Source organism: Paraburkholderia sediminicola (assembly GCF_046027825.1).
Lineage (GTDB): Bacteria > Pseudomonadota > Gammaproteobacteria > Burkholderiales > Burkholderiaceae > Paraburkholderia > Paraburkholderia sediminicola_D.
Map to the genome: position 1 here is coordinate 1 of NZ_JAQQDU010000046.1, position 12,922 is coordinate 12,922.

The 12,922-nt window shown below is 61.5% G+C and carries 12 protein-coding genes; 2 read left to right on the plus strand and 10 right to left on the minus strand.

Annotated elements, in window-relative coordinates:
* Positions 1 to 51 precede the first annotated feature (51 nt).
* Positions 52 to 930, minus strand: a complete 879-nt coding sequence (locus PQQ96_RS23605) for a pirin family protein (protein WP_408297159.1) — start codon at positions 928 to 930, stop codon at positions 52 to 54.
* A gap of 122 nt (positions 931 to 1,052) precedes the next feature.
* Between PQQ96_RS23605 and PQQ96_RS23610 the strand changes: the two genes are divergently transcribed.
* A complete protein-coding gene (locus PQQ96_RS23610; RefSeq protein WP_408297161.1) occupies positions 1,053 to 2,039 on the plus strand; it encodes a LysR family transcriptional regulator in 987 nt (328 codons plus the stop codon).
* Between the two features lie 413 nt (positions 2,040 to 2,452).
* Here the strand turns inward: PQQ96_RS23610 and PQQ96_RS23615 are convergent, their stop codons facing one another.
* From PQQ96_RS23615 to PQQ96_RS23655, 9 genes are all read right to left on the minus strand, one after another.
* Positions 2,453 to 2,872: an ExbD/TolR family protein gene (locus tag PQQ96_RS23615; RefSeq protein WP_408297163.1), complete on the minus strand. Its 420-nt coding sequence runs from the start codon at positions 2,870 to 2,872 to the stop codon at positions 2,453 to 2,455.
* Between the two features lie 16 nt (positions 2,873 to 2,888).
* Positions 2,889 to 3,620, minus strand: a complete 732-nt coding sequence (locus PQQ96_RS23620) for a MotA/TolQ/ExbB proton channel family protein (protein ID WP_408297165.1) — start codon at positions 3,618 to 3,620, stop codon at positions 2,889 to 2,891.
* 27 nt (positions 3,621 to 3,647) lie between these two features.
* Positions 3,648 to 4,373 (minus strand): energy transducer TonB, encoded by a 726-nt coding sequence (locus PQQ96_RS23625; RefSeq protein ID WP_408297167.1) that lies wholly within the window; start codon positions 4,371 to 4,373, stop codon positions 3,648 to 3,650.
* A gap of 290 nt (positions 4,374 to 4,663) precedes the next feature.
* Entirely contained in the window at positions 4,664 to 4,900 is a 237-nt protein-coding gene (locus PQQ96_RS23630) for a (2Fe-2S)-binding protein (protein WP_074284856.1), read from the minus strand.
* Positions 4,901 to 5,115: 215 nt separating this feature from the next.
* Positions 5,116 to 6,003, minus strand: a complete 888-nt coding sequence (gene murI / locus PQQ96_RS23635; protein WP_408297170.1) for a glutamate racemase — start codon at positions 6,001 to 6,003, stop codon at positions 5,116 to 5,118.
* 168 nt (positions 6,004 to 6,171) lie between these two features.
* Entirely contained in the window at positions 6,172 to 6,651 is a 480-nt protein-coding gene (gene bfr, locus PQQ96_RS23640; protein ID WP_408297172.1) for a bacterioferritin, read from the minus strand.
* 191 nt (positions 6,652 to 6,842) lie between these two features.
* A complete protein-coding gene (locus PQQ96_RS23645) occupies positions 6,843 to 8,366 on the minus strand; it encodes a fumarate hydratase (RefSeq protein ID WP_408297174.1) in 1,524 nt (507 codons plus the stop codon).
* A gap of 55 nt (positions 8,367 to 8,421) precedes the next feature.
* A complete protein-coding gene (locus tag PQQ96_RS23650) occupies positions 8,422 to 9,030 on the minus strand; it encodes a TIGR00645 family protein (protein ID WP_408297176.1) in 609 nt (202 codons plus the stop codon).
* 354 nt (positions 9,031 to 9,384) lie between these two features.
* A complete protein-coding gene (locus PQQ96_RS23655; protein ID WP_408297178.1) occupies positions 9,385 to 10,278 on the minus strand; it encodes a DMT family transporter in 894 nt (297 codons plus the stop codon).
* Positions 10,279 to 10,784: 506 nt separating this feature from the next.
* On the opposite strand from PQQ96_RS23655, the gene acs reads away from it, so the two are divergent.
* Positions 10,785 to 12,767: an acetate--CoA ligase gene (acs, locus tag PQQ96_RS23660; RefSeq protein WP_408297179.1), complete on the plus strand. Its 1,983-nt coding sequence runs from the start codon at positions 10,785 to 10,787 to the stop codon at positions 12,765 to 12,767.
* Positions 12,768 to 12,922 lie beyond the last annotated feature (155 nt).

Genomic DNA, 12,922 nt, shown 5'->3' on the forward strand with positions numbered 1-12,922 from the left:
TTCGCGCCGCCTGTGCGGCGGCGCGTGCCGACGCGGCCAATTAGTGGCCGATTAGTGGGTGATCGCGCCCATGCGCCCGGCCTGGTAATCGGTTACGGCCTGACGGATTTCGTCTTCCGTGTTCATCACGAACGGGCCGTAGCGCACAACCGGTTCTTTCAGCGGCACGCCGCCGAGCAGCAGCACTTCAAGCGGCTCGGTACCGGCCGTGAGCGTGACCGATTCGCCGTCGTTCTGAAACACAACCATCTTTTGCGCGTCGATTTCCTGACGCGCTTCTCCGTCGCCGTAGAAGCCCTTGCCGGACAGGCTGTAAGCGAACACGCGGTAGTCGGCGGGCACCGGCTGCTGGATCGTCGCACCCGGTTGCAGCGAGAAATGCTGATACAGGATCGGCGTGCGCGTTTCGATCGCCGCCTTCACACCGAGCGCTTCACCCGCAATGACCTTGACGCGCACCTTGCCGTCCGCGGACGTCGCGACCGGAATGCTGGCCGACGGAATCTCCTGATAGCGCGGCTCGATCATTTTGTCGCGGCGCGGCAGATTCACCCACAGTTGCACGCCATGCACGCGCCCACCCGTGCGTACGAACGACGGGTCCGGCATCTCACTGTGCACGACGCCTGCGCCCGCCGTCATCCATTGCACGTCGCCGGCGCGTAGCGTGCCCGAATGGCCCGCCGAATCCTTATGGCCGAACTCGCCCTCGAGTGCGTACGTCACCGTTTCGAAGCCGCGATGGGGATGATCCGGCGCGCCTTTCGCCTCGCCCGGCGCGTAGTCAATCGGCCCCATTTCGTCGAGCAGCAGGAACGGATCGAAATCCATCAGCAAGCGGGTCGGAAACGGGCGGTGAACGATAAAGCCGCCACCTTCGGTCGTGCGAACAGCGGGAAACGTGCGTTCGATGGTGCGCGTCGTGCTCATCAAAGTCACCTTGGAAAATGGGGAATAGCGTTATTTTTGAAACATGGAGCTATTATAGGGACCGTTTTCCTAGGTGCCAGCCACTGTCACGCAATGGATTGTTCTATTACTGGAACGATGAGATGAAGATCGATTCACACAATCTGAATGACCTGATGTACTTTTCGCAGGTCGTCGAACACGGTGGATTTTCCGCGGCCGAGCGCGTGCTGGGCATTTCCAAGTCGCGCCTGTCGCGCCGGCTGACCGAGCTGGAAGCGTCGCTCGGCGTGCGTTTGCTACAGCGCTCCACCCGCAAGCTGGCGCTCACTGAAGCCGGCCAACTCTTCTATCAGCACTGTCAGGCGATGCTGAGCGAGGCTCAGGCGGCCGTCAACGTCGTGCAGCAATTACGGTCCTCGCCACGCGGTACGGTGCGCGTCAGCGTGCCGGTGACAATTTCGCAGACCATCCTGTCGCAGATCCTGCCGGAATTCATGCATCGCTATCCGGAAGTGCGCGTGGTCATGCGCGTGACGAACCGTGTGGTCGATCTGTTCGAGGATTCGATCGACATCGCGCTGCGCGTGCGCTCCGCGCCGCCGGAAAACGCCAACATCGTCGTGCGCCCGCTGTGGCGCACGCAGCAGATGCTGGTCGGCGCACCGAGTCTGTTGCAGCAGAATGCGCCGCCGCTATTGCCTGCCGATCTGAGCCGTTTTGAAACGCTCGACGTGCCGACCAGCGACGGCCGCCACGTCTTCAATCTGATCGCTCCCGACGGCACGCACCACGCGCACGAACACGAGCCGCGCCTCGTTACCCCCGATCTGATGACGATTCGTGAAGCGGTGCTGTCCGGCGTCGGTATCGCCGCGTTGCCGGAGATGATGTACGGCAGCGCGTTGCGCGCGGGACAGTTGTCGCCGGTGATGCCGGGATGGACCCTTCCGACGCCGCAGTTGTACGCGGTATTCGTGTCGCGGCAGGGAATGGTGCCGGCTGTGCGCGCATTCGTCGATTATCTGGTCGAAATGCTCGATCCGGACGAAGGCAAGCACATCACGGGCGAGTGTCCGACGCGTGCAGCGCAAGATGTTGCGCAGCCCGTTCTCGCGATCGCGTCATAGCACGTATTACGCGCTGCAACATCGCTTTTAGCATTTAAGCGCGGCCTGTCATGAGTACTTTCAATGACAGTTTGCTTGAATGCGCGCGCGCACAGGCCTATTATGAAATCCCTTCGCTAAGGAGTCTCTTATGCGAAAACTCATGGCCTCTATGATAGTGGGCCTGATAGGGCTGACCGCGCTGTCCGTGTCGATCACGGCTGTCGCATGCGGTGACTCGAGCTATCAGTCATCTTCTGATGGTAAATGATCCCGCCGCCCGAAGGCGCCGAGTGCGCACAAAAAAAGGCCTTCATCTGACGATGAAGGCCTTTTACTTTTAGCCCTTGAAACAAGGGCTTTTCTGTTTTTTCGGCAGGCGCTGCTTAACAGTGGCGTGTTGCTGTGCGCGGATCACCTGCCGTTATTTGCGCTCATTTTCCTTTAGGCTGCGTGACGAAGCCAATCTTCGTGAGACCGCCGGCCTGCGCCGCCGACATCACTTCCGCGACTTTTTCGTATGCGACCTTGCGGTCCGCATCCAGATGCAGCTCCGGCTGCGGATTGGCTTGCGCAGCCTCCGCGATCTTCGCGCGCAACGCCGCGTCGTCGACCTTCTTTTCGTCCCACAACACGTTGCCGTCCGCGTCGATGGCGACCATGACCTGGGCGGGCTTGGTGTCTTCTTTTTGACTGCTTGCATGCGGCAGATCGATTTTGACCGCGTGACGAATCACCGGAATCGTCACCATGAAGACGATCAGGAGAACCAACATCACGTCGACGAGCGGCGTCATGTTGATTTCGTTCATCAGGCCGTCGTCATCGTCGCCGGCGAAGGGGCTCATTGCCATCGGAATGCCTCGTCGATCAGTTGGCGCGCGTGGCGAGGCGCAAACCGTCGCCGCGCTTGGACGACGACAGACGGGCGCCCGTCACGAAGAAAGCGTGCAGACCGTGCGCAAAGCGGCTCAGCTTGGCGACAATCCCCTTGTTGGCACGCGTCAAGGCGTTGTAGCCGAGCACGGCCGGAATCGCCACGAACAGGCCGAACGCGGTCATGATCAGCGCTTCGCCGACCGGGCCAGCAACCTGATCGATCGACGACTGACCGCTCGCGCCGATTGCCAGCAGGGCGTGATAGATGCCCCACACCGTGCCGAACAGGCCGACGAACGGCGCCGTGCTGCCGATCGACGCGAGAATCGCCAGGCCGCTTTGCATGCGCGCGACGCTTTCATCCATCGTGTCCTTCAGGCAGCGCGTCACCCAATCCGACACATCCATGCGATCGTGCAGATGCGGCTGCGTCTGATGATGGTGATCCGCGGCCTCCTGGCCCGAGAGCGCGAGTGCCAGGAACGGATTGTCCTGCGGCGTGGACGATCCAGCGCCGAGTTTCTTCACACCGTCGGCGAGATCGTCTGAATGCCAGAACTGCTGCTCGGCATTCTTCGTGAGGCGGTTCAGGCGCATCACATTCCAGCCTTTGATGACGATCACGCTCCACGACATCACCGACATGATCAACAGCGCGAGCGCGATACCGCGCGTCACAAAATCCCCTTGCGCCCACACGTGCGCCAATCCGTAGTTTTGCATTGCAATTCCTTGTTTTTAAAATCTTCCTCAATCACTCAGATTGAAGTTGTAAGGCTGGGTGGCCGTGGCCCGAATGGGCTGGCCGTTCTCGAGATAGGGCTGGCACGAGCTCGCATGCGCGGCGGCGATGGCGGCGTCGTCCAGACGGTTGAAGCCGCTGCTCTTTTTGAGCGAGATGCTTTCGACCTTCCCCGTCGGTCCGATGACGAACGTCACATAGGCCGTACCGGTTTCACCGCGGCGCTTGGACAGCGCGGGGTACTCTGGCGTGACCATGCTGCAGTCGATGTGCGAAACGTTTTTCGGTACGGTGATGTCCATCGTTGGACGACCAACGGCCGGCGCAGCCTGAGCGGGCGGTGCAGCCGGCGCGGGCGGCGTAGGATCAGCCGCGGCGACGGGTGTGGCCGACGGCGCGGCAGCCACGGGCAACGGCGTAGGCGTCGGTTTGGGCGTCGGTGTCGGCTTTGACTGGATTTTGACTTTGGTATGGACCGGTGGCGTCGGCTTGGGCGGCGGCGCGATCGATTGCACTGCGACGGGCGCGGCCATGGGCGCCGGCGCGAGCAACTGCGCGGTCATGATGCGTGATTCGAGCACCGGCTGCACGGGTTCATGACGAAGCGTCAGGACGACCGCAAGCAAAGCGACGTGAATCGCCGCGACCGCGGCAATCGCGGTCAAGGCGCGGGAGTTCATTCGGGGGGGCGAAGCCAGCGTGGCGCCGGCTGAAACGGTATGCGAGGCCTGCATATTAGCGTGGCGACGTGCCGTCGATGCGGCACGTCAGACAAGACATCGTCATGTTCGGAAGATCAGCAGCGAAATGAACAAAGTAGTCACGAAACCAATCAGCAATTCCATCTCAAACTCCTTTTAACGGGTGAGCGGGTAGCTGGCTGGTACGAGTACTGGCTTGCTGACGGCAGTGGGATAAAGCGTGAAGCGGCGCGCGAGACGGCGCGTAAAACCGAGCATGAAGCGGCGAAGCAACGAACGCCCGAGGCGCGGCGGCGGTTACCGCGGCGCGCTCAAGTCCCGCCTCAGGCGGCCTTGCGTTCGTAAAACGTCAGCGGCATAACTTGCGAGTGATGATCGAAACCGCAGCGGCTTGCGCACACACCGCTTTCCATCATGACGCCGCGCACGGAATCCGCGCACTTGCCGCAGCAGGAGGCGACGCCGAGTTCGAACTGGAGTTCGTCGAACGAATCGACGCCTTCCGCGATCGAGGCACGGATCTTTCGGTCAGAAACAGACTTGCAGACACAGACAATCATGGCAGGGCGTCATAGCTAACGTTAATGCGAACTATTATCATTTTGATTGGACCTTTTGGCAAGCGTCCTGCATGATTTTTTGTAACAAAACCAGACTCTTAGAAGGGTTTCGTCTAAGGGATGAGGTTCGGGGCGAGCGACGGGAAGGGCGTAAAAACGCCTAAAAAGCGCGCAGAAAGGCCGCGCAGCGGCCCAAAACGCAGCGGGCGAGGGTTTTATGCGGCTTGGGAATCCGGCGCTGCCGTGCGGCGCGACGGGATCACGACCTGCTCGACCGCCGTGTCGATCTGCAGCAGCGTAGCGGCGAGTTGTTGCTGATGCGTGCTGTCGCCGGTCGAATAAAAGCGGGGCAGAACAGCGGCGGCGCTTTCCGGGGTGGCGCGCAGCCCGTGCTGGTCGAGTACCCGTTCCAACTGGCGCGCGATGGCCACACTGGTATCGATCAGCATCAGCCGGTCGCCGACGATGTCGCGGATCGCCGCATCGAGAAACGGGTAGTGGGTGCAGCCGAGCACGAGGGTATCGGCGCCGGCATCGAGCATGGGCTGCAGGTAGCTGCGCAGCAGCGCGCGCAGTTCGGCGGAGCCTACGTCGCAGCGCTCGATCGCCTGCACGAGCCCGTGGCCCGGTTGGCAAAGAAAGCGGCAATCAGCGGCGTAGCGCTCCAGCAGAGCCTGAAAGCGGGCACTGCGCAAGGTCACTTGGGTGGCGAGCACGCCCGCGACACGCGTTTTCGATTGCAGCGCGGCTGGTTTGACGCCCGGCTCGACGCCAATCAGCGGAATGGACAGCGTTTCGCGAACCAATGCGATGGACTGCGCGGTCGCCGTATTGCATGCGACCACCAACGCCTTCGCGCCTTCCTTGACCAGCCATTCGCCGATTGCGAGGGTGCGGTCGGCGATGAAGTCGTCGTCGCGTTCGCCGTAGGGGGCGTAGCGCGAGTCGGCGACGTAGATGAGTGCTTCACCGGGCAGTTGCGCCCGGACCGCCCGCAACACCGACAAACCGCCCAGACCCGAGTCGAATATGCCGACCGGCGCGTGCGAACCGCCAACTGAAGTGGCGATCCGGGCACTCGAAGACGATGATTCTGCGGGCATAGGCGATGAGGACATGCGCGGCACAGCAGTCACGGGAAACTCACGAAAACAGGGAAGTGCGCAAGTATATCGCCCGCGCGGCGCTGACTCTGGCAAACAAGCTGGCTAATAGGCTGCCAAACGAGATGGCCAATGAACCGGCGCGCGGGCTGTTCCAACATGGTCCGATCAGGACTCGATCGAACCCATTGCGGTTTGCTGGTAGTTCTGGATACCGACCTTGCCGATCAGATCGATCTGGGTTTCGAGCCAGTCGATATGTTCTTCCGTGTCGTCGAGAATCTTCGTGAATATTTCACGCGAGATGAAATCGCGAACTGATTCGCAATACACGATCGCTTCTTTGCAGGTGCTTTGCGAAATCTGTTCGAGCTTCAGATCGCATTCAAGGATTTCTTTGGTTTCTTCACCGATCAGCAGCTTGTGCAGGTCCTGCAGGTTCGGCAGGCCATCGAGCATGAAAATGCGTTCGATGAGCCAGTCGGCGTGCTTCATTTCGCCGATCGATTCGTCGTATTCATGTTTGCCGAGTTTCTCGAGGCCCCAGTGCTTATACATCCGCGCGTGCAGGAAGTACTGGTTGATGGCGGTCAGTTCGTTTTTCAACTGTGAGTTGAGATATTCGATGACCTTCTTGTCGCCTTGCATGATGTGTCCTTGTAGGAGATTTGAATTTCCCAGAACAATAAACGGCGAAACGCAAAAAGCCAAGGCAAAAAGCAGATTTTTGCTTGATTTCAGAGGGTTTTTCGCGTGATGCGTACCGTTCTCATTTCATCATAAAAAAAGCCGGGGTGTCAGGCCCCGGCTTTAAGTTATTCAGCGGATGTCAGTAGCGATCAAACTGTCGCGACCGGAATCTTGCCGATCTTCGCTTGCCATTCCTTCGGGCCGGTCTGGTGCACCGAGGTGCCGTTCGAATCGACCGCAACCGTCACCGGCATGTCCTGCACGTCGAACTCGTAGATCGCTTCCATGCCGAGGTCTTCGAACGCGAGAACTTTCGCGCTGCGAATCGCTTTCGACACGAGGTAAGCCGCGCCGCCCACGGCCATCAGATAGGCGGCCTTGTGCTTTTTGATCGCTTCGATCGCAACCGGGCCACGCTCGGCTTTACCGATCATCGAGATGAGACCTGTTTGCGACAGCATCGTCTCGGTGAACTTGTCCATGCGCGTGGCGGTGGTCGGGCCTGCGGGGCCGACGGCTTCGTCGCGCACCGGATCGACCGGGCCGACGTAGTAGATCACGCGGTTGGTGAAGTCGACCGGCAGCTTTTCGCCCTTCGCCAGCATATCGGCGATGCGCTTATGCGCGGCGTCGCGGCCCGTCAACATCTTGCCCGACAGCAACAACGTCTGGCCCGGCTTCCAGGCGGCGACCTGTTCCGGCGTCAGCGTGTTCAGATCGACGCGCTGGCTCTTTTCCGTATCCGGTTCCCACTGCACCTTCGGCCATGCGTCGAGCGACGGCGCTTCGAGCTTTGCCACGCCCGAGCCATCCAGCGTGAAGTGCGCGTGACGGGTGGCTGCGCAGTTCGGGATGATCGCGATCGGCTTGCTCGCAGCGTGCGTCGGTGCTGCCATGATCTTCACGTCAAGCACGGTGGCAAGACCGCCGAGACCCTGTGCACCGATGCCGAGCGCGTTGACCTTCTCGTGCAGTTCGACACGCAGTTCTTCGATCCAGTCCTTCGGGCCGCGGGCGATCACGTCCTGAATGTCGATCGGATCCATCAGCGATTCCTTCGCCATCACCATCGCTTTCTCAGCGGTGCCGCCAATGCCGATGCCGAGCATACCCGGCGGGCACCAGCCTGCGCCCATGGTCGGCACAGTCTTCAGAATCCAGTCGACGATCGAGTCCGACGGGTTCAGCATCGCGAACTTCGATTTGTTCTCCGAGCCGCCGCCCTTGGCCGCGACCTGCACGTCGACCTTGTCGCCCGGCACGATCTCGTAGTGGATCACGGCCGGTGTGTTGTCTTTCGTGTTCTTGCGTGCGCCTTCCGGCGGGCTCACGATCGACGCGCGCAGCACGTTGTCCGGGTTCAGGTAACCGCGGCGCACGCCTTCGTTGATCATCTCGGTGACGCCCATCGTCGCACCGTCCCAACGCACGTCCATGCCGACCTTCACGAACACCGTGACGATGCCGGTGTCCTGGCAGATCGGACGCTTGCCTTCCGCGCACATGCGGCTATTCGTGAGGATCTGCGCGATCGCATCCTTCGCGGCCGGACTCTCTTCGAGTTCGTAAGCGCGGCCCAAGGCCTGGATGTAATCGAGCGGGTGGTAATAGCTGATGTGCTGAAGCGAATCAGCAATGCTCTGAATCAGATCTTCCTGTTTGATGACGGTCATGGCTAGCTCAGTGGGGACAATGGCGCTTGTTGTACGGACACGCAGGGCAGTGCGGTCAGTCTTGCGCCTTCAGGGGAGTGGAACCGGTAGAGCCTAGCGGATGCATTCCCGCGGGCTCCTGAAAATGTTTCGGATGCGTATGCGTGGTAAGGCGGTCGACCAGCGCCATCACTACCGCCGAGAGGAGGAACGCGACGTGAATGATCACCTGCCACATGATGGTGTGCGTCGAATTCTGGTCGGGGCTGATGAAGGTTTTCAGCAGATGGATCGATGAGATGCTGATCAGCGCCATCGACAATTTGACCTTCAGCACGCCGGCGTTCACGTGGTCGAGCCATTCCGGTTCGTCCGGATGACCCTCCACGCCCAGGCGCGACACGAACGTTTCATAGCCGCCGACGATCACCATGATCAGCAGGTTCGAGATCATCACCACGTCGATCAGGCCAAGCACCACCAGCATGATGTTGGTTTCGTCGAGCGTCATGGACGCGGTGACCAGATGCCAGACTTCTTTCAGGAACAGGACGACGTAGACACCTTGGGCGACGATCAGCCCCAGGTAGAGCGGTACTTGCAGCCAGCGGCTCATGAAGATGATGGCGGGCAGCGGGCGCATCGGGCGGCGCTGACGGGCTGAGTCGGGTCGCGGGGCGGACATAGGCAAGAGTCAGATGAAACGCAGGTGACGGAACACGGACTAAATGCGCTGACCCGACGCGCAAACCAAACGCGCGGATCGAGCACGCAAACCAGGGCGCAGACGGCGCGGAACGCGGCCAGGGGAGGCCGGAAAAGCTCACGTCGGGCGCGCTATTGTACAGCGTCGGCTGAAATTGCTGCGGCGCGGCGGGCAGTCTGGGCCGGCCGGCACTGCTGTGGGCCTAAGCGGGCAACGGTCCCTGGTGGGCAGCGAGCTTCGGCGGCCAGCGAGCCTGAAGCGGCCAACGGCCCTTGGCAGGCGGCTAGACCTCAGCAGGCCAGGCAGGCCTTAGCGCTTAACAGGCAACGGCGCTCAGGAGGCGACCGGCGGCGCCCGCTTGACCTTCAGGCTCGCCAGCCCGATCCCTGCTACCACGCACGCGAGCGCGAAGCCGTGTGCAAGCGTGGGCCGCTCGTCGAGAAAGACGATGCCGTAAAGGGCTGCGGCCACCGGCAGCACGGCGCTGAACACGCCCGCGAGACTGCCCGGCACATGACGAATGCCCTTCATCCACAGCCAGAACGAGAAGATGCTCGCCGACAGCCCGTACCACAGCACCAGCGTCCAGACGCTAACGGGCACCGCGCGATAGTCGAAATGCAGCAGCGCGGTGGCGCCGAGCGGCAGCATCAGCAGCAGGCCGAACATATGCGTGTAGGCGCAGATGTCGATTGGCGCGAGCGTCTGCGTCAAACGGCGCGACAGGATGATGTAAAGCGACTCACAGCACACGGCGCCCAGCACCATCAGATTGCCGGTGAACGACGTCTCGCCGCCCGCGTTCTCATCCACATGGGCGAGATTGATGACGACCACGCCGACGATCGCCAGCGCGATCGATGCGAGTGCCCGACCGTTCGGACGCTCTTTGAGGATCAGCCACGAGAGCAACGCGACGACCGCGGGGATCGTGCTGGTGATGACGCCGGCCGCGACCGCGCTGGTGCGCTGCACGCCGCCCAGCATCAGCAACGTGAACCCGAAGGTGCCGAACAGCGCCTGCAAAAACAGATTGAGCCATTCATCGCGTTTGACGCGGCGCAGCTTGCTGATGCGTAGTAACGGCCACAACACTGCCATTGCAATGACGAAGCGCAGCAACGCAAACAGGGGGACGGGGACGAACTCGACGATCGATTTACCGATTCCGACATTGCTGCCGACCAGCAGCATCGAGGTAATGAGAAGCAGGGAGTAACGATTCAAGCTGGAATCCAGACGGCTAGTTCAGTTAGCATTGTAAGAGGGCGTGCGAGCCAGCGTAAAGGCGCGGCGCCGGCGCGGCGCACGTGATGCGACTCGTGTGCCTTGTCCCGGCATGGTTCGGTTGCATCGGTACGTTGAGCGGGGTGCATGAACGGCACGTAGCGCGTAGCATGCCGTGCCTGCCTAGTCTGAACTGCCTGACTAGTCTGAACCGCGTAAGGGTTTTTGCCCGCCACGCGATGCGGCTCGCGTAAGTGGCCGGTAAGTTGCAAAGTTTATGTTTGAACACGAGAGCGGGGCGTCGGTCTTTCACCCATTCATGTTGCGGTGCCGCATGAATGAAAGTGAAAGGCGCACGGGCCGCAGCGCAGCGATCGGCGATCGCTGCGCGAGGGTTGGAGACAGCGCGCCGCCTATTGATTACCGATTGCGGCGCCATCATCACATGGCGCGCCACAGGCGCGCCGGCACAGGTTTTACGTTTCATCTTCACCAAGGGGTTGTCGATGTCTGCGATTGAATCGGTTCTTCACGAACGCCGTGTTTTCCCGCCCTCCGCTGAAGCAGCGGCTGGCGCCACGATCTCCGGTATGGACGCGTACCGGGCGCTTGTCGCCGAAGCGGAGCGCGATTACGAAGGTTTCTGGGGGCGCCTCGCTCGCGAGACGCTAAGCTGGACCAAGCCCTTCACCAAGGTGCTCGACGAATCGAAGGCGCCTTTCTACACGTGGTTCGAAGACGGCCAGTTGAACGCGTCGTATAACAGCATCGACCGTCATGTCGAAGCCGGCAACGGCGAGCGCGTCGCGATCATCTTCGAAGCCGACGACGGCACCGTCACCAACGTCACCTATAGCGATCTGCTGCAACGCGTGTCGCGCTTTGCGAACGCGCTGAAAAAACGCGGCGTGAAGAAGGGCGATCGCGTCGTGATCTATATGCCGATGTCGATCGAAGGCATTGTCGCGATGCAGGCGTGCGCGCGCATCGGCGCAACCCATTCAGTGGTATTCGGCGGTTTCTCGTCGAAGTCGCTGAACGAGCGCCTGGTCGACGTGGGCGCCGTCGCCCTCGTGACCTCCGACGAACAGATGCGCGGCGGTAAGGCATTGCCGCTGAAAAACATCGCCGACGAAGCCATTGCCATGGGCGGCTGCGATGCAGTGAAAAGCGTGATTGTGTACAAGCGCACTGGCGGCAAGATCGCATGGAACGAAAGCCGCGACCTGTGGATGCACGAGCTCACGCAGGCTGAATCGGATCAATGCGCGCCCGAGTCGGTCGGCGCCGAGCATCCGCTTTTCATCCTCTATACGTCGGGTTCGACCGGCAAGCCGAAGGGCGTGCAGCACAGCACCGGCGGCTATCTGCTGTGGGCCGCGCAGACCATGAAGTGGACTTTCGACTGGAAGCCCACGGATGTGTTCTGGTGTACCGCCGACATCGGCTGGATCACGGGCCATAGCTACATCACGTATGGCCCGTTGACGCTCGGCGGCACCCAGGTCGTGTTCGAAGGCGTGCCGACCTACCCGAACGCCGGCCGTTTCTGGGAGATGATCGCGAAGCACAAGGTCTCGCTGTTCTACACGGCGCCGACCGCGATCCGCTCGCTGATCAAATACGCCGAAGCGGACCAGAAGGTGCATCCGAAGAGCTACGACCTGTCGACGCTGCGCATCATCGGCACGGTCGGCGAGCCGATCAATCCGGAAGCGTGGGTGTGGTATCACGAGAACGTCGGCGGCGGCCGTTGCCCGATCGTCGATACGTGGTGGCAAACCGAAACCGGCGGCCATATGATCACGCCGCTGCCGGGCGCCACGCCGCTGGTGCCGGGTTCCTGCACGCTGCCGCTGCCAGGCATCATGGCGGCGGTTGTCGACGAAACCGGCCAGGACGTGCCGAACGGGCAGGGCGGCATTCTGGTGGTGAAGCGCCCGTGGCCGGCGATGCTGCGCAATGTGTGGGGCGATCCGGACCGTTACAAGAAGAGCTATTTCCCCGAAGAACTCGGCGGCACGCTGTACCTCGCCGGCGATGGCGCGGTGCGCGACAAGGAAACCGGCTACTTCACGATCATGGGCCGCATCGACGACGTGCTCAACGTGTCCGGCCACCGCCTCGGCACCATGGAGATCGAGTCGGCGCTGGTGTCGAACCCGCTCGTCGCTGAGGCGGCCGTGGTGGGCCGTCCTGACGATACGACCGGCGAAGCCGTGTGCGCATTCGTGGTGCTCAAACGCGCGCGTCCTGAAGGCGAAGAAGCGGTGAAACTCGCCAACGAACTGCGCAACTGGGTCGCCAAGGAGATCGGTCCGATCGCCAAGCCGAAGGACATCCGTTTCGGTGAAAACCTGCCGAAGACGCGTTCGGGCAAGATCATGCGCCGCCTGTTGCGCTCGCTCGCGAAGGGTGAGGAAATCACCCAGGACGTGTCCACGCTGGAGAACCCGGCGATTCTCGATCAGCTCGGCGAGTCGCTCTGAGCTTAGGTTGACCTGCGTTTGCCCCGGTATGCGACAGGGTGTGTCGGACGATGCGCCCTTGACCGGACCCTGGTAGCGGCCATGTAGGTCAGGCAGTTAAAGCCACCGCGCGGACAATCCCGATTGCCTGCCCGGTGGCTTTTTGATACATAGGC